Raw genomic sequence first — 18463 nt, 5'->3', positions numbered from 1 at the left:
AGCCGCTGGGCGCCGAGGCGTTCAACCGTGCCGTGACCGGCAGTCGGATCAGCGCTTGCGGACCGTCACCGTACGGCTGCCCGCCGGGACGCCGGTCAGGACCATGTAGCCGCCGTCCACCCGGGCCGAGTAGGCGCGGGAAGTACGGTCCCAGGCGGTCTTGTTGTCCACCCGGACGACGTAGTTCTTGCTGTCCTGCACGGGCACCGCGATCTCGCTGACCGCGCCGCTGGGCGCGTCGACGCTGAGGTCGAACCCGCTGGGCCCGCGGTCCTGCCACGACGCGGCGATCACGCCGACCGGGGTGGTCAGCTGGCCCTCGGCGTGGCCCACGCCGCCCGGGTGCGGGGCGACCCGGTAGGTGGGGGCGCCGTCGGCGTCGGGGGCGATGCCGAGCAGGTAGAACGTCAGGGCCGAGGTGGGTCCGGTGGACCAGCCGTGGGACGCGCTCATGTACGACCCGGAGTAGTCAGAGCTGCCGTCGGTGCGGTAGCCCTCCCAGAACGTACTGGCCGTGCCCTGGGCCGCGTTGAGCATGTAGCCCCACTCCAGCCGGATCAGGTCCAGCGCATTGCTGTCCAGTCCCGCCTGGAAGTGGGCGTGCACCTCCATGCCGCCGGGGAAGGGGTGCACGGAGGAGGCGCTCTTCTCCGGGGTGAGCGCGCCGACCTTTGTCCAGCGGGCGGTGAGTGCCTTGCTGATGGCGGCGGTCCGGGTCGCGTCGTCCACCAGGCCGAACCACACGGCCAGCGAATTGCCGTCCTGCGGGTAGAGCGTGGAGCCCGGCTTGTCGCGGTAGAGCCCGGCGCTCGCGTCCCAGTAGCCGCCCGCCTCGATGGCGGCCTTCAGGGCCACGGCCTTGGTGACGCAGGCCGCCGCCGTTGCGGTGTCGCCAGCCGCGCGGGCGAAGGTGTCCGCGGTGAGCAGCGTCCGGTACATGATGGCGTTGGCTTCGAGGTTCTCACCGTCGGCGTCGGCCCGGGCCCAGTCGGCGGCCGCGGTGACGCTCATCAGGCCGTTGGACCCGATCTTGGCGGTGATGTAGTCGAGGGCCTTCTTGAACTTGGGGTAGATGCCCGTCGCCCACGCGGTGTCGCCGCTGAACTGGAGGTAGGAGGCGGTTCCGATCAGCGTCCACAGGTGGTAGGCGTCGGAGTTGCCGATGAAGTTGACCGCCGGGCCCGCGTACGGGAGGGCGCCGTTGGACGCCTGGTGGTTGTAGAGCGTCTGCAGCGAGTTCCGCACGGTCTGCATGTCGCCGAGCGAGACGTAGTCGGTCAGCACCGATATGCCGAGGTCGCCCGGCCACACCGTCCGGTCGCGCTTGGCGCCGTCGACCAGCACCGTGTCGCCGGACTCGCCGATCCGGGCGCCGTTGTTCCAGCCCACGTTCGGCGGGCCCCACACACGGCCCTGGTTGCTCGCCACGATGTTGGTCTGCACGGTGTAGGCGCCCGCGTACCAGACGCGGGTGAGCAGGTCGTCGTCGCAGGAGAAGTAGTTGGGGTAGGCCCGCAGGTCGGCGACGTTCGGCGCGAAGACGATGTCGAGCGAGACGTCGGTGAGGTCCACGGCGCCGGCCGTCTGATTGACGACGGTCAGGTAGCGGAAGCCGCCGCGCAGCTGGCTGACCGGGGTGCCGGCCGAGTCGGTGCCGCCGGTCGGGACCGACGTCTGGGTGCTCAGCCGGCCGGCCGGCGCCACCGCGTAGGTCACCGGGGGCTCGTTGTTGGAGCCGCCGTTGGAGCCGTCGCTGGACGTGGTGCTGATGAAGGTGGACAGCTCGGAGTACGTCAGGCCGATCGTCTGGTTGCTGTCCGAGGCGTCGCCGAAGGTCAGGGTGACGTAGCCGCCGACCTCCTTGCCGAAGTCGAGGGTGACCGAGGCGCCGGCGCCGTTCAGCCGGGTGTGGGCCGAACCGGATTTCTGGATCAGGTACTTGGGGTTGTCGATGCTGCCGGTGGTGGTGTGCACCGCGACCGGCCGCACCGTGCGGGCGGCCGGCGACAGCTTGAACCTGTCCCACGTGCCGCTGGGGGCGGCCCGGTGTCCGGAGCCGCTCGCACCGCCGTGGTCCTGTCCGCCGGGCTGGGGCGCCGCGCCCCCCTTCGGGGCGGTGCCGGCCGGCACTGCCTCGGCCGTGACGCTGCGCATTCCGGCGGCGACCACCACCGTCGCCGCGCCCGCTCTGAGAAGCGCGCGCCGATTGGGCCCGGCGCCCGGTTCCGTCGTGTTCGACATACTCTGCTCCCGCTTGCAGTAGATACGTTGCCGCCCGCTAGGCCCTCCGCAGGCCGTGGCATTGAAATGATTCATGCTCAGACGTGGCACACGCTATCCACGGCCACATCGGGATGGCAACCATGTTGAGCCATCGGATCCCCGGTGAATTGACGGTAATAGCAGGGAATCTTGTGAAACGTACGAGGTAAGTACCGCCGAGCGGAGGACATCGGCTCACGGGGTTCTTTGTTACGACTCTTGCCCCGGGGCAGATCGGACGGTAAGACATCCCAGGGTAATGAAACGTTTTTGTCCTGAGGAGGCGTCACCATGACCGCAGCCGGACACTGGAGAGGCCGACGTAAACGCGTGGCGGTGCTGTCCGCGTTCGTCGCGACAGCTCTGGCCGTACCCGCTGTCGCCTCGGCCCAGTCCCCGTCCCACCACGGAGCTGACGGCACGACGCTCGCCCCGGCCAATCTGCGCGCGGACGGGCAGGCGTCCAACGTGCTGCTCGACGTGGCGCGGCCGGCCTTCGCCTGGACGGTCCGCGACACGGGCCGCGCCGAGGCGCAGACCGCTTACGAGATCCGCGTCCAGCCCCGCTCGTCGGGCCACGCCGACCAAGTGCCCGCCACCTGGGACTCCGGCCGGGTGCGCTCGGCCAACTCGACCGACGTGACCTATGCCGGGCCGGCGCTGGTCAGCGATCACACCTACACGTGGTCCGTCCGGACGTGGAACAAGCAGGGCCAGGCATCCCTCTGGTCCGCTGCGGGGTCCTTCGACACCGGACTGCTCAACCCGTCCGACTGGTCGGCCTGGTGGCTGCGCACCGACGACGGCGCGCTCACCCGCAGCGACTTCGACGTGGCCAAGCCGGTCGCCCGCGCCCGGCTGTACCTCGGCGCGCAGGGCATCGTCGAACCCCACCTGAACGGCGCCCGGGTGGACCCGACCGAGGTCCTCGACTCCTCGGTCACCGACTACAACTCCCGGGTCCTCTACCGCGACCTGGACGTCACCAAGCAGCTCCGCAAGGGCCACAACACCCTTGCCCTGATGGCGGGCAAGGGCCAGTACAGCGGCTCACCCGTGGTCATGGCGCAGGTCGACGTCACCTACACCGACGGCACCACCGCGACCTTCGGCACCGGACCGGCCACCAAGACCACCGCGGGCCCGGTCAGCGGTGTCGACTTCTGGTACGGCGAAACGTACGACGCCCGCAAGCTGCCGGCCGGCTGGGACACCACCGGCTTCGACGACGCGTCCTGGGCGGCCGCGCACGCGCTGTTCCCGGTCACCCACGACAAGAGCCTGGCCCAGGGCAAGCCGGTCACCTCGCTGGACACCACGACCACCGCCGGCTGGTCGCCGGCCGCGCTCACCGACGGCATCGACGCCTCGACCGACGCCTCGGAGGGCTACCACTCCGCGATCGAGTCGACGGCCGACGTCACCAAGTGGGTGCAGACCGACCTCGGTTCGGACCAGAAGCTGCGCACGATCACGCTCTTCCCGGCCCGGCCCACCAACGACCCGGCCGGTGACTTCATCGGCGCGGGCTTCCCGGTCCGCTACAAGGTCCAGGTCAGTGACGACCCGACCTTCGCCACGTCGACCACCGTCGTCGACCGCACCGGCGCCGACCAGCCGAACCCCGGCACCACCCCGGTGGCGATCACCACCGACGTCACCGGCCGGTACATCCGGCTGACCGCCACCAAGATCCCCTGTATCGGCACCAGTTGCACCTTCCGGATGGCCGAACTCGGCGCCTACGGCCAGCACTCCACGAGCGCCTTCGACGCCATGACGGCGCTGCAGGCCGACGTGACGCCGCCGACCCGGGTCGTCCAGACGCTCAAGCCGGTCAAGGAGACCACCCTGGCGGGCGGCCAGCGCGTCTACGACTTCGGCCAGAACCACACCGGTTGGACCACCCTCCAGGCCACCGAGCCGGCCGGTACCAAGGTCGACATCAAGCAGGGCGAGATACTCGACGCGAACGGTGAGGTGTCCACGGCGAACATCAGCTTCGCCGCCTCCGACCCGTCCCGGCAGACCAACCACTACACCTTCAGCGGCGCCGGCCAGGAGTCGTACACACCGCACTTCACGTACGCTGGCTTCCGTTACGCCGAGCTGACCGGGCTGCCCGCCGACGCGAAGGTCACGGTGGCCGCGCAGGTCGTGCACACCGACGTCCCGGCCGCCGGTTCGTTCAGCACCTCGAACCCGCTGCTGAACCAGATCCAGAGCGCCGTCAGCCAGACCCAGCTCAACGACCTGGAGTCCATCCCGATGGACTGCCCGACCCGCGAGCGGCACGGCTGGCTCGGCGACGCCGGTGACTCCGACCAGGAGGCGATGAGCAACTTCGACATGCAGTCGTTCTACGACAAGTGGTTCGGCGACATCGTCACCAGTGCCAACGCCAACGGCAGCATCCCGTCGGTGGCACCCGCCAACGGCGGCCAGAGCTCCTGGGCCACCGACCCCGCGTGGGGCAACGCGTACCCGCAGATCATCTGGGACTCCTACACCCAGTACGGCACCACCCAGCCGATCACCGACAACTACAGCCAGGTGAAGGCCTGGGTCGACTACCTGGCCACCATCAGCGACAGCGACCACATCGTGGTCAACTCGCCGACCTCGTGGGGCGACGACTGGCTGTCCACCGTCAGCACGCCGCACAGCTACTTCCAGACCGCCTTCTACTACCTCGACGCGACGCTGCTGGCGAAGATGGCCACGGTCGTCGGCAACAAGGCCGACGCCGCGCAGTACACCACGGTCGCCGACCAGGTGAAGGCCAGCTTCCTCAAGCGGTACTTCAACGCCTCCACCGACGTCTTCGGCAACGGATCACAGCTCTCCTACGCGATGCCGCTGGTGCTCGGCCTGGTCCCGGCCGGCCACGAGCAGACCGCCCTGAACCGGCTGGTCCAGGACATCGGCGTGCACAACAATCACGTCACCACCGGGTTCGTCGGCACCACCTACGTGTTCCAGGCGCTCGGCAAGTACGGCCGCAACGACGTCGCGCTGGCCATCGCCGAACGCAACGACGCCCCGAGCTTCGGCTACATGGTGAGCCAGGGCCCCGGCACCATCTGGGAGAAGTGGGACAACTCCTCGTCTCCCGACGGAACTTCGTCCAAGGACCACATCGGTCTCGGCGGCTCGATCGGCCAGTGGTACTACCAGCAGCTCGCCGGCATCCAGGCCGGTGACAGCGGTTCCGGCTTCAGCAGCCTCACGCTGGCGCCCAGCGTCGTCGGCGACCTGACCCACGTGTCGGCGTCGCAGCAGACCGTCCGCGGCACTGTCGTGAGCTCCTGGCAGCGCAATGGGAGCACGCTGACCTACCACGCCGTGGTGCCGGTCGGCGCGACGGCCACCGTCAAGCTGCCGCTGCTGGGCGGCACCGGGTCCACGGTCCGCGAGAGCGGCCGCACCGTCTACGACGGGGGCCGCCACGCGCAGTCCGACTCCGGCCTGACCGTCGGAAAGGCCACCGGCCAGACGCTGAACCTGACCGCCGGCTCCGGCGACTACACCTTCACCGTCACCGCGCCGCGCACCGCGGTCACCCACCTCACGGTGACGGCGGGCACCACGGCGCCCGTCAAGGCCGGTACCTCCGGCGACGTCAGCGCCGTGATCGAGGGCGCCTCCACCACCTCCGGCGCCGCCACGCTCGGCGCCCAGGTGCCCAGCGGCTGGACCGTGTCGGCGACCCCGGCGCAGATCCCGCTGACCCCGGCGTCCACGGAGACCCTCGGCACGGTCCACATCACCGTGCCGACCGAGGCCAAGAGCGGCGTCTACCCGGTGCCGGTGACCGTACGGGCCCCGGACGGCACGGTCGCCACCAGCACCGTGCAGATCTCGGTGTTCGGCAGCTGGCCCACCGGCAGCACCGCGGCGGCGTCCAGCTTCCACGCCCCCAACGTCGTCAGCGGAGCGACCCGCACCTACGACCCGGCGAACGCCATCGACGGGAACACCGCCACCTTCTGGAACGACGATACCCAGAACGCCTACCCGGACAGCCTCACCATCACCTCCCCGTCCGCGGTGACGCTCGACAGCGTGGCCCTCGTCTCGATCTCGGACGGCGTCCCCACGGACTTCACCGTCCAGGCCTGGGACGGGTCGCAGTGGACGACGGAGGCGACCGTGACGGCCAACTCCTCGCTCAGCCAGCGGATTCCGTTCACCGCCCCGGTGACGACCACGCAGCTGCGCGTGGTGATCACCGGGACCCAGGACGGCTTCTCCCGGATCGCCGAACTGGCACCGTAACCCCGGGGAGCGGATCGCCTCACGTTCGATCCCGTCGACCGGCACCGTCCAGCGGCCGGTCCGAGCCCACCAGGCCCGGGCCGGCCGCCGTCGTTCCGGAAAGTCCGGCGTTCACCCGGACAGGCCCTGGTGACTGGTGTTAATCGTGTGCGCTCGCGTTGGGTCTTCGGCCTGTGCGAGGCTGACGGTCGTTGGTCGCCGGGAGCGGGGAGAGGTTGAGCGATGGCACTGGGCCGGACTCCGATGCAGCCGGGGGTTGCTCTCCTCCGCGGCGAGTTTCTGCGAGGGTCGGCTGGCGCCGAACTCGATCTACGCGGTGCTGCACCGTGAGTGCCACAACCTGTTTCCGGACGGAATGTTCGCCGACCTGTTCGCCGAGGAGGGCCGTCACTCGGTTCCGCCGATGATCGTGGCGGTGGTGATGGTGCTGCAGCGGCTGGAAGGGCTGTCGGACCGCGAAGCGGTGGACCGGTTCGCGTTCGATGTGCGGTGGAAGTACGCCGCCGGCGGCTTGGACTTCGACCATCCGGGGTTCGTGCACACGGTGCTGGTGGACTTCCGGGCCCGGCTGGCCGCCTCCGGGCACCCGGACCGGATCTTCGCCACCACGGTGGAGGTGGCCGGCGAATCCGGGCTGCGAGCGCATGGCGGCGCGCGGGTTGCGGGGGCCGGTCTTGGTGCCGTGGCGCCAAGTGACGGTGCGGGCGGCGGCGCTTCCGGCGGCCAGGGCCAGGGCCCGCAGGGTGGTGTGCGGCTGCGGGTAGGCCGGTCGCGGTGGGCGGCCCCGCCCGGAGTAGGGCGGGCGTTGGGGCCGCGTCGCCGGGGTGGGCGGTGGTGGTGCCTTTGACTGCGACCGCGTAGGCCAGGCCCCGCATCGTCAGGCCCAGACGGAAGCCGGTCGCGTCACCGTACCCGGCGTCGGCGACCACCGGCAGGTCCGGCAGCTCCCATTCCTCGCGGGTCTCCTCGAGCATGTCCAGGGCCAGGCGCCACTTCTCGCGGTGGCGGACCTGGTCGGGGATGCCGGCTTGCTGCCGACGGCGGCGGATCGCCCCGGCCAGGAGCTCATCGTCGGTGCAGGTGTCGTCCCAGCTCTCAGGGATGAACAGCCGCCAGTCAACGGCCGAGGACGCCCGGTCGCTGACCAGGTTGACACTGACGCCTATCTGGCAGTTGCCGCCCAAAGCGCCGCAGTACATCCGGGCCACCCCCGGCGAGTCGTAGCCGTCCTTGGGAAAGCCGGTGTCGTCGATCGCATACGCCTCGGGGGCGATGTGCGCGGCCGCCCACCGGGCGATCCTGCGACGGACCTCGGTGTAGTCCCAGGTCGAGGAGGACACGAACTGCTGAAGCTGCTAATGGTCCACCCCCAGGCGCCCGGCCATGGGCTGCATCGACTTGCGCTTGCCGTCCAGCATGAGCCCGCGCACATACAACTCGCCCTTGGCCCGCTGGTCCCGCCGCTTCAGCGAACCGAGCATCTCCGCGGCGAACGCCTCCAGACGCGGGCGAACCTCGTCCATCTCCTCAGGTGTCACACCTGACAGAACATCACAACACTACCTACGAAGACACATCCGGACCACCTAACAAAGCCCTACTAGAGCAACACCACAACTGCGGAACCCAGGCAGTCGCGAATCATATTTCGAGCGGGACACGCCTGAAGCCGCTGGTGGATCATTGCTCGCTTCGCCACTGACTGGGACCACTACGGCTCCACCGCCACCGGGGATGAACCGGACTGTCCGTATTTCAAAGACGTTTCAAGTGTGTGGTGCGGATTATTTCTACACGTCTATTGACCACAGATGTGCGCGGACTTAGGTTTTGCTGCGCGACCTGATTGAAACGTTACAGCTCCGAATGATCCTGCCTTGGAGTGCGGAAACGCTGTGGCTTCACCCTGCCCGGATCGGGGTTGCGTTTGCGGGCGCGGCCGCAAGGAGCCTGGCGAGGGATCAGAAGCAGTCCGAGTTTGCCCGTCGTGCGAGAAGCGCCTGAGAGGACCACGCATGCCCCTTCTCACCGAACACCGACCGGGCCGGATGCCGCCTCGTGGGCGGCTGTCCGTCGGGGGGCTAGCGGACGCGTTGCTGCTCGCCGTGACGGTGGGACAGATCCCCGTGGCGGGGCCGGCTGCCGCCGATGCGGGCGGCGTGACTTGCTCCTGCCCGTGGCTACACTCGAAGGCCGCACCGGAGAAGCGGGCGGCGCAGGTGCTTGCCGCGATGACGACGGACGAGAAGCTGTCGATGACCCACGGCGGCGTCGGTCTCGTGCCGGGGCAGCCCGTCGCCCACGGCCCGGTCACCTTCACCTGGCCGACCGCCACCGCGGGCACCCAGGACCCCGAGCACCGTGCTGCCCGCGAACGAACCCGTCGCCGCCGCCCCCCGGTGGAACCGCCCCCCGAGCAGCAGCTACCCGGCCGACATAGCGGTGAGCGTCTACGCGGCGAAAGTGCCGCTGGACGCGAGCCGGACGGTCGCGTACATCACCCTGCCCACTGCCGTTACCGGCGACCAGGCCGGCACCCGGCTGCACGTGTTCGACCTCGCCGTCGAGTGACGACGGATAAGCACCACTTCTGCCCGCCCCCCATCCGAACGCCGTCAGGAGCGTAAGAGATGAAACGCATCGTGTTCGTGGTCGCCTTACTGGTCACCGCCCTGGCACCACCGGTGTTGGCTACCGCCGAGACTGGCGGCCGCCCCTACGCGAGCCTCGGCGCCGCCTTCGACAACGTCGGGATCAGCGAGGCCGCCGCACCCGGCACCGCCGACCTGGACGGCTTCGGACACAGCTTCGTGGCCGAGGACCTGGCGGCCGCGGGCTGGAAGCCCGGCACCAACCTCACTGTCGCCGGCACCCGGCTCCGGCTGCCGGCCGCCGCGCCCGGCCGGCCAGACAACGTCGTCGCCAACGGCCAGCGCATCCGGCTGCACGGCAAAGGCTCCGCGCTGTCCTTCCTGGTGACCAGCTCGGTCGCGGCCGCCTCGGGCACCGGCGTGATCGACTACGCCGACGGCAGCACCCGTAGCTACCAGCTGGGGGCACCCGACTGGTACAGCGGGCCGACCGACGCGATGGCGGTGATGACCCCGCGTTGGAACGGCCCGACCGGTCCCTCGCCGCTCGGTATGAAGATCTACTCCGTGTCCGTGCCGGTCGACGCCCGCAAGGAGGTGGCCGCGGTGACGCTGCCGTCGATCAGCCCGACCGGAACCACTCCCGCCCCGGAGCTGCACGTCTTCGCCCTCGGCCTGCGGCCGGCGCAGAGCCGGTGGACCGCGAGCTGGTCCACCGCGATCGACGACGGACTGGCGCCCTGGCAGTGGACGGACCGCACGCTGCGGATGGTCGAGCACACCAGCGTCGGCGGCCGGCAGGTGCGCATCCGGCTCGACAACGCCTTCGGGCCCGCGCCCCTGACGGTCGGTCACGCAACCATCGCTGTAAGGAAGTCGGGCGCCCAACCCGCCGCCACCCCGGTGACGCTCACATTCGGCGGCAAGCAACAGGTGACCATGCCCGCCGGCGGGCAGGCGTACAGCGATCCGCTGCCGTTCTCCGTGCCCGCGCAGAGCGACCTCCTGGTGAGCCTGTACCTGCCCGGCACCGTGCAGTTCGCGCCCATGCACAGCCAGGGGCTCCAGGAAATGTACTCCAGCGCGGACGGCGGCGGCGACCACGCGGCCGACGGAGCCGACTTCCCGATCAATAACCTGTTCGGCTTCTGGACGGTGCTCTCCGGCGTCGACGTCGTCGGGTCCGGGCACGGCACCGTGGTGGCCCTCGGCGACTCGATCACCGACGGCTACGCCTCCGCGGTGAACGGCGACCAGCGCTGGCCCGACTACCTCGCGCAGCGCCTGATCGCCCAGCGCGGACCCACCGCGCCGGGCGTCGCCAACGAGGGCATCAGCGGCAACAGGGTGCTCGCCGACGCATTCAGCGGCGTCCCCAACTCCGGCAACAGCGGCATCAAGGCGTCGGCCCGGCTCGACCGCGACGTGCTCAGCCAGAGCGGCGTCCGTACCGTGGTCGTGCTGGAGGGCATCAACGACGTCAACTCCGACGCGTCGGCCACCGACGTGATCGCCGGGCTGAAGCAGATCGCCGCCACAGTCCACTCCTACGGGCTCCACGCGGTCGTGGGCACCCTCACCCCGACCGGAGGCTGGTGCTGCACCACCCCCGCCCGGGCGGCGGCCCGCGACCAGATCAACGCCTTCATACGGAACAACGGCGGCGCCTTCGACGCGTGGGTCGACTTCGACGCCGCGGTCCGCAACCCCGCCGACCCAGAGACGATGCTCCCGCAGTACGACTCCGGCGACCACCTGCACCCCAACGGGGCCGGATACCAGGCCATGGCCGACGCTATCGACCTCGACCAGCTCTGATGCCTGGGACCCGTCGTTCAAGCCAAACACGACGTTCTCCCACGCCTGGGGTTCCGCACCGGGCAACGTCGTCGCGCGGCATGGGCTCGGCGTGCAGGTCACCGGCCCTGGTGCGAGCACGATCCTCGTCCACCCACGTCCGGACCCGCTGTCCTGGCTGCGTGGCACGGTGCCGACGATCCGCGGCGGCGTCACAGTCTCGATCGATCGTCGGCAGCAACCGCGGATCGAACTCGAGCTGTCACCCAACACCGAGACCAGGCTGGCTGGAGCTGGACGGCGCCGAACTCGGCGCCGACCGGCGAAAGCTGTACGTGCGATCCGCGCCGGGATCAACCCGCATCTCCGTGAGCGGATCGGTACTGACCTTGGACGGGCTGGGGTCCGGCACGACAACGGTCGAGGCACGCCCATGACATCAACACATCCGCCGTCGGCCCCCGACGGCACACGAAGAGCAGGGGAGAAGCGCGCATGAATCGCAAGCATTGGCGAATACCCCGCCGGCAGGCCGGTGGGGCGATCGCCGCGCTGGCCCTGGTCGTGGCGATTGCCGGCAGCGCCCAGGCGGCCAGGCCCGACGGTGACCACCGGCTGCAGCCGAAGAGTCCGTGGAGCGACCCCACCTACACACCGACGCCAGGCGACTGGCAGCCGTACGTGCTGGCGCCGAGCGGCCACACGGTCCGGCCGGTGTCGGTCTCCTCGGCCGACCCGCGCGGGGGATCGATCGCAGGCGATCCCAAGGCCGCACTCGGCGGCAAACCGACAGTCAGCTTGGTTGGCACCGGCCCGCGCACGACTTCGCCCCTGCTCACGCTGGACTTCGGCAAGGAGGTCGGCGGCGAGATTCAGGTCCATGTGCTCTCCGCCTCCTCGCCCGCGCCGCAGTTGCACGTCTGCTTCAGCGAATCCAAGGCCGAGGAGGCGCTGACACCGGCGCAGAACAATGGCGAGGCGGCGTACGCGCCGGGCTGCGACACGGCCAACATCTGGAACGGCTACCCCGGGGTGGCCTATACCTCCGACTCGGACAGCCACACATTGCCGCTGACCGGCAGCACCGCGCTACCCGCGACCGTCAAGGACACCCAGCCCCGCGGCGGTTTCCGCTACGCGACCCTTTTCCTCGACGGCCCGGGCACGATAACGCTCAACGACATCTCGCTAGACTACCAAGCCGCACCGCTGCAGGCCCATCCGGCCGACTACAAGGGCTGGTTCCTCAGCAGCAGCAACGAGCTCAACAAGCTCTGGTACGCCGGCGCGTACACCGTGCAGTCGGACACCTGGATGTCGAACACCGCCAAGAGCTGGCCCTACACCGCCGGAGAGTCCGACCAGTCCGACGCCCAGGTTCCGCACGCCGACGCCAGCAAGGAGGTGATCTTCGACGCCGCCAAACGTGATCGCGTCGTCTGGCAGGGCGACCTCGCGGTCGAGGCACCGGTCACCTATCTCAGTACCGACGATGTGAGCGCCGTCGACAACTCGCTCACCTCGCTCGCCGCACAGCAGCTGCCAGACGGCTACGTCCCGGCCGAGAGCCTGGTCGGGCAGCACAATCTCGACGAGGAGCGAACCTACGGCGAATACGTGACCTGGTTCGTCTACAACGCCTACGAGCACTGGCTCTACACCGGAGACCGCTCCTACCTGGCCGCCAACTGGTCCGCGTTGACGAAGGCGATGAATTGGCTGGAGTCGGTACGCGCACAGGACCCGCAAGGCCTGATAGCGTTCGGCGCCGTCGGGTCCTGCGGCCACTACGGCTACAGCGACTGCGGACACGAGACCTACGTCAACGCCCTGTACGTCCGCAATCTGCGCGAGATGGCCGAACTCGCAACCGAGCTCGGAGACAGCAGTCAAAGCGCGATCTACGCGGCCCGTGCCACCACGGTCGCGAACGCGATCAACGCGCAGCTGTGGGCCCCGACCGTCGGCGCGTACCGGCTCTCACGCGAGATCCCGAACGCCTACCCGCAGGACGCCAACGCCACCGCGATCCTCACCGGTGTCGCGTCCCCCGCGCAGGCCGCCGCATCGCTCAGCTACCTGCGGAAGAACAACTGGAGCACCTACGGGTCGCTGACCGTCTCGCCCTCCACCCCCAACCCCTCGATCAGTCCCAGCTACGAGCCATTGCCGAGCGGCTTTGAGGCCGAGGCACGGCTGGGCAGCGCTGACACCACCCGGCTGAGCCAGCTCCAAGGCGAGCAGTTGCTCCAGACCTTCTGGGGCTACCAGCTCAGCCAGGACCCGGGCAGCACCTACTGGGAGAAGGTCGACACCTCCGGGCAGCCGACAATCGGTCAGTTCACCAGCCTGGCCCACGGTTGGGCATCCGCGCCGACAGTGGCGCTCACGAACGACGTGCTCGGCGTGACTCCCACCTCCAGCGCTTACCAAACCTTCGACGTCGTGCCCCATCCCGGCGATGTGACGTGGTCGCAGGGTGTCGTGCCGACGCCCCACGGCAAGATCAGCGCTTCCTGGCAGTCCTCGCGGACGGGCTTCACGCTGCGGACCACGGTGCCGGGTCACACGACGGCGCGTCTCGCCGTTCCTACGGACGGTGCCCGCGTGGACGTGACACTGGACGGACGCCTGGTGTGGAACGGCAAACCGGTCGGCGACACTCAGGCCACGAGCCAGGACGGCTACATCTACGTCGCGAACGTCCCGGCCGGGAACCACACCCTGCGCGCCGTCCACACCTCTACCGTGCCCACCGCGCTGGCGATGGTGGCCAACGCGGCACCGTCCTCGACGTTCGCGGGCGGCAGCACGTCCGTCCAGACGACGATCAGCGGTATCGCCCAGGGGCATCTCGCGGCCACGGTGTCGGCCGCAGTACCGGCCGGATGGAGGGTCACTCCCGCTCAGCAGACTGTCACGCTCACCGGCGAGGGCAGTCCGTCGTCCCGTACCGCCACTCTCACGATCGGGGTCCCGACGTCGGCCAAACCGGGCAGCTACCCGGTCGAGGTGACTGCCGCAACGCACGGCGGCGTGACGGCCCATGACACCGTGACTGTCACCGTGGAGCCGCCGGGCTACGACTTCGACAGCGGAACGATGGGCTGGCAGGCGGGCCAGAACGCTACCGGCGTCGCCCAGGTGACCTCGATCGCCAACCGGCCGGGGACCTGCGTCTCGGGCGGCTGCCTCCAGGTCTCCGGCGCCCAGGTCGCGGCGGCGAGTGAGCGCAGCGCCTACGTCACTCCGGCGCAACCCATCGACATGTCCCGTGCGTCGGCCCTCACCCTGGACTTCGACTGCTGGGGCGGTGTCCCGGGCGCCACCGGCTACCAGGCTGTGGTGACCCTGACCGGCAGCGACGGCAGCACGCTGACGAAGACCTATCCTGTCTCCTCGGACATCTGGACGACCCTGTCCCTGGATCTGAGTGGCTGGTCCGGTGCGTCTGCGGTCAGCCGGATCGAGGTCGGCTTCCGGGCCGTGGGTACCACCTACTCGCCGTGGGGCGGGGACTTCCAACTCGACAACGTGACCTGGAGCTGAGCGCTCCGGTCACAGGGCCCGTCACGTGAAGCCAGCTCCACAAGCGATCTTGTGTCGCGTGAAAACCCCGGTTCGGGTCGTTGACCAGGTCGTTTGCGTGATCGGGTTAGGCTGCTCGCTGGTACTCGTTGATGAGGCCGCCGAGTAGTTGAGTGCGGCGGATGCGGCCTCCCAAGGAGATGACAGGTGCCGTCTGGTCGGTCTCTGCAGCCTGGGGGTCGTTGGTGGAGGGATTGGTGGGGGCGGTGCCGGTTGTAGTGGTCGGTGTAGACACCTCACGGTGCTAACTCGTCAAGCTGCGGTGGCGAGGGATGCGTTTCCGCACCCCCCGGACAGTCGCTCAGCCGCCCAGCACGAGCTTCTCCAGTGCGGCCCGCGCCCGAGCGTCCGAGCGGGCCCGCTGCGTCATGGCTGCTGCCAGCTTTCGCGCCCATTCATCCAGCGGTACCGGCTTGCGGGACAGAACCACTCCTCGCACCACCGTGGCGACCTCGCCTGCGGGGCGGCCCTGCGCCAGGCTCAGGATCAGCCGCTGGTCGTCCGGGTGCGTTTCTCCTGAGGTGACGGGCGTGTCTGTTGGTGTCGCTGGTTCGTTTCTGTAGCGGATTGCTTGTGCTGCTCGGAGAGGTGGGCCGGTGGGCTGCGGGTCTGTGGAGCGGGTGCTGGAGGAGTATGTGGCGGCCTGTCGGGGCGAGGTCGAGCGGTTGCGGGGCGAGGTCGAGCGGATCGGGCTGCTACTGACCGATCGGGAGGGCGAGTTGGAGCGACTGCTGACGGCTCAGCAGGTACCGGCCTCGCTGCCGGGGGTTCATCCGCCGACTGAACTGGTCGTACTGCCCGCTGCTCGGGCCGGGCAGCGGGAACCGGGAAGCGGCGGCGCCCCCGCGCGGGCCGTGGAGCGGGAGCGGTTCACCGCGGTGCTGCTGGACGTGCTTTCGTCCAAACGCAGGCCGATGCGGTGCAAGGACCTCGTGCTCGCGCTGGACGGGGACCCGGAGGTGCCACGGGAAGTGGAGAAGGTCCGCCACCACCTCAAACGTGAGATGCGGGCCGGGCGTGTCCTCGAACACGAGCCCGGACAGTTCACCCTCGCGCGTGGCGTCGCCGTGGTGGACGGGTGAACTAGCCGACAAGTAAAGGGTCTTCTCCAGTTGGTGAGGTGTCTAAGCCAAACCCTAACGAAAGAAGACCCGATGGAAGCCTATGCGCCCGCCGAGACCCCTGCCTGCGACACACCCGCCCACGGCGCGCGGGACGCGTTCGGTCGTTCCCGGGCCCTGCTGGAGCAGATGACCGCGGCGCTGGCCGACTCGGACCTGCTCGGCGCACCGGCGGACCGAGTGGAGGACTTTCTCTCCCGGCAGGGACGCGAACTACAACGACTGCTGCTGCAGGACCATCTCGACCTCCGCGCCGTGCGCGAGGAACGCCTGCCGGCCCTGACCGACACCGACGAGGTCACGCGCCGCCGCGCCGAACCGGGACGGGTACACCAACTCGCCACCACCATAGGGCGCGTGGAGGTCTCCCGCATTGCCTACCGGGCCCCGGGCGCCAGCGCCCTGCACCCCGCCGACGCTGTCCTTGCCCTGCCCCGGACCCTGCACTCCTACCCCCTGCGACTCCAGGTGGCCTATGAAGCAGCCGCCGGTTCACTGCGCCAGGCCCAGGACGCGCTCAACCGCTCCACCGGCCAGCACCTGGGCACCCGCCAGCTCATGGAAATCTGCACCGCCGCCGTCGCAGACGTCGACGCCTTCTATGGCCTCAGCGAGCACCGACTCGCCACCCGGGGCCGGAACCTAGCCGAATCAGACGAACTCGCCCTGGTACTGAGCGTGGACGCCACCGGGATCAACATGATCCCCACTGACCTGAATCCCGCCGTCCGCGCCGATGCCGCAGCCCAGGCCGAGCGTCGACAACGGCCCTCAGCCAAACTGTCGGCCCGCGAGAGGACCGGACGGCGCCGGATGGCCACCGTCACCGCGGTCTTCGACTCCCACCCCGCTCCCGGCACCCCGGCCGACATCATGCCCGCCACCGCCACCGAACGCAGCAGCCGAAACCCGGGACCGGTCACCAGCGGACGCGTCGTCCACACAGGGGTCACCACCACCACGACCAAGATGATCCACGAGATGTTCCAGCAGGCCAACGCCCGCGACCCGCAGCACCGACGCCGCTGGATCGCCCTGGTCGACGGCAACAACCACCAGATCGACCGCATCCACGCCGAAGCCGCAGCCCTCGGCGTCGAGATCACCATCTACATCGACATCATCCACGTCATCGAATACTGCTCGCGCGCGGCAGAAGACCTGCACCGCAGCCAGCACGCCCGCGCATCCTGGGTCAACGACACCGTGCGCACCATCCTGGAAGGCCGCAGCGCCCGCGTGGTCGGAGAACTACGCACCGAACTCGCGGACCGCACCACCAACCCCGACCGACCGCGCACAGCCGGCATCGCCCGCACACTGGCCTACCTCGACGCCAAACAGCCCTACCTCGCCTACCACATCGCCCTGACCATCGGCCTTCCGATCGCCACCGGCGTCATCGAAGGATGCTGCCGATTCCTGGTCAAAGACCGACTCGACGTGACCGGAGCACGATGGAGCCTGGACGGCGCCCAAGCCGTCCTCACCCTGCGCGAAGTCATCACCAACGGCGACATGGACCAGTACTGGGCCTTCCACCTCGAACGCGAACACGAACGCACCCACGCCACCCCGCTACCCCGGACAACTCGCCCTCGCAGCCTAAACCGCAACGGCCATCACCTCAGGAGAAACGCACCCTGGTCGTCCAGGGAGACCTCAACTTTCTCCACCCTGCCCGTTCGGCCGGCGAGCCGATCGCTCAAGCTACGTCGGCGCTCCAGCACGACCGAACCAGGCGGTAGCGCCTCGGACAGCGAGCCGGTCAACACTTGGGCGTATATCTCCAGGTCCGCCGCGTCCCGGCGTAGCGTCGCGGCCAACATGTCGATCGAACCGGCCCCGCTGTCGGACTCGCCATCGAGGGACTCGTGGCCCAGCGCCGGCAGGCCGTCCCGTCCGCTCGCCCCTTCGGTTCCCGGCAACGGCTCACGGTCGCTCATGGCACTTCCCCACGTTCTGTCGTACCTCGACGTTCACGTTCAGCGACATCCTTCACCAGGTGGTTACCCGTCCAGGCTGAGCACCATCGTCGGACGTTCGATCTGGTGGTCCTCGCGCAGCGGTCGCACCGCCGTGCCAATCGAGAAGAACTCCGTTGTGTGACCGCCCCAGCGATGGTTGTGCGCGTTCAGCTGAACACCCACGATGCCCTCGGCAGCCAACTGCTCCGCCTCGGCCTGCATACGCGTCATGGCCAGCTCCCTGGCGTCGTAGAGCGCCTGCGTGAACTGCTCGATCTCGACGTTCTTTCCGAAGTTGGAGAAGGCCGCACCCATCCTCTGGTGGGCGATGTGGTACACGCAGGTGCCCATGACCATGCCGAGCGGCGCGTAGCCGGCCCGGATGAGCGTCCAGAAGTCCTGGCCCGACAGATCCGAGGTGAAGGGCAGCCCCTTGTTGTTGTGCCAGGTCGAACCCCCGGGCGCCGGGTGGTCCGCCTTCACCGCCGTACCGATTGCGATGAACTCGGCGATGTCGTTGCCGAAGTCCCGCGCCTCCACGCTCAACCGTACGCCCACGATGCCGTCGGCCCCCAACTGCGCTGCCTCGGCTTCCATCCGGGTCATCGCCAGTTCCCGGGCGTGGTACATCGCCTGACTCAGGGTGTCCAGCTCCTGGTTCTTGCTCCAGCGGCCGATCTGGATGCCCACGTGGTAGATCGAGCTGCCGAGCACCAGACCAATCGGCTTGAAGCCCGCCTTGTGGGGCTCGTAAAGTCATCGCTGCAGGTGAGCAGCGGTGTCCATGGTTGTCGGTGGTGGCTGAGAGGCTGTCCCGATGATCGTGTCGCTGTTGTACCGCGCTGCTCGCACGATGGTG

Annotated in this window: 10 protein-coding genes and 2 pseudogenes; 7 read left to right on the top strand and 5 right to left on the bottom strand. The window is 69.1% G+C overall.

Annotation, left to right across the window (positions count from 1 at the left end; translation table 11 throughout):
* Positions 1–48 precede the first annotated feature (48 nt).
* A complete protein-coding gene (locus FCI23_RS32205; protein ID WP_136727561.1) occupies positions 49–2241 on the bottom strand; it encodes an alpha-L-rhamnosidase-related protein in 2193 nt (730 codons plus the stop codon).
* Between the two features lie 312 nt (positions 2242–2553).
* On the opposite strand from FCI23_RS32205, the gene FCI23_RS32200 reads away from it, so the two are divergent.
* On the top strand, positions 2554–6540 hold the full coding sequence (locus FCI23_RS32200; protein ID WP_136727560.1) for a family 78 glycoside hydrolase catalytic domain: 3987 nt from the start codon (positions 2554–2556) through the stop codon (positions 6538–6540).
* Between the two features lie 355 nt (positions 6541–6895).
* Positions 6896–7132 (top strand): annotated as a pseudogene (locus FCI23_RS64650) (transposase); the annotation flags it as partial.
* 88 nt (positions 7133–7220) lie between these two features.
* Here FCI23_RS64650 and FCI23_RS32190 read toward each other — a convergent pair.
* Positions 7221–8021: pseudogene (locus FCI23_RS32190) on the bottom strand (IS701 family transposase); the annotation flags it as partial.
* An 880-nt stretch (positions 8022–8901) separates the two neighbouring features.
* Between FCI23_RS32190 and FCI23_RS32180 the strand changes: the two are divergent.
* The 3 genes from FCI23_RS32180 (at position 8902) to FCI23_RS32170 (ending at position 14477) form a co-directional block, all read left to right on the top strand.
* Complete coding sequence (locus FCI23_RS32180; protein ID WP_136727557.1) at positions 8902–9111, top strand: hypothetical protein; 210 nt, start codon at positions 8902–8904, stop codon at positions 9109–9111.
* Positions 9112–9170: 59 nt separating this feature from the next.
* The gene (locus FCI23_RS32175; protein WP_136727556.1) at positions 9171–10949 is read left to right on the top strand and encodes an SGNH/GDSL hydrolase family protein; all 1779 of its coding nucleotides are present in this window, start codon (positions 9171–9173) and stop codon (positions 10947–10949) included.
* A 474-nt stretch (positions 10950–11423) separates the two neighbouring features.
* On the top strand, positions 11424–14477 hold the full coding sequence (locus FCI23_RS32170) for an alpha-L-rhamnosidase-related protein (protein ID WP_136727555.1): 3054 nt from the start codon (positions 11424–11426) through the stop codon (positions 14475–14477).
* A gap of 106 nt (positions 14478–14583) precedes the next feature.
* Here FCI23_RS32170 and FCI23_RS56875 read toward each other — a convergent pair whose 3' ends face one another.
* Together FCI23_RS56875 and FCI23_RS62515 are read right to left on the bottom strand one after the other, a co-directional pair.
* Entirely contained in the window at positions 14584–14751 is a 168-nt protein-coding gene (locus FCI23_RS56875) for a hypothetical protein (RefSeq protein WP_169317032.1), read from the bottom strand.
* Between the two features lie 66 nt (positions 14752–14817).
* Positions 14818–14946: a hypothetical protein gene (locus FCI23_RS62515; protein WP_265737781.1), complete on the bottom strand. Its 129-nt coding sequence runs from the start codon at positions 14944–14946 to the stop codon at positions 14818–14820.
* A 166-nt stretch (positions 14947–15112) separates the two neighbouring features.
* Between FCI23_RS62515 and FCI23_RS32165 the strand changes: the two genes are divergently transcribed.
* Complete coding sequence (locus FCI23_RS32165) at positions 15113–15598, top strand: hypothetical protein (RefSeq protein WP_136727554.1); 486 nt, start codon at positions 15113–15115, stop codon at positions 15596–15598.
* 72 nt (positions 15599–15670) lie between these two features.
* Positions 15671–17746, top strand: coding sequence for an ISKra4 family transposase (locus FCI23_RS32160; protein WP_136727553.1), 2076 nt, complete (start codon positions 15671–15673; stop codon positions 17744–17746).
* Here FCI23_RS32160 and FCI23_RS32155 read toward each other — a convergent pair.
* Positions 17647–18318: a heavy metal-binding domain-containing protein gene (locus tag FCI23_RS32155; RefSeq protein ID WP_246144259.1), complete on the bottom strand. Its 672-nt coding sequence runs from the start codon at positions 18316–18318 to the stop codon at positions 17647–17649. The two genes, FCI23_RS32160 and FCI23_RS32155, sit on opposite strands and share 100 nt — an antisense overlap.
* Between the last annotated feature and the right edge of the window lie 145 nt (positions 18319–18463).

The sequence above is a fragment of the Actinacidiphila oryziradicis genome (genome assembly GCF_005047355.1).
GTDB classification, from domain to species: Bacteria; Actinomycetota; Actinomycetes; order Streptomycetales; family Streptomycetaceae; genus Actinacidiphila; species Actinacidiphila oryziradicis.
Note: the sequence above shows the minus strand (reverse complement) of the source record. Positions and strands in the feature narration are given on the sequence as shown.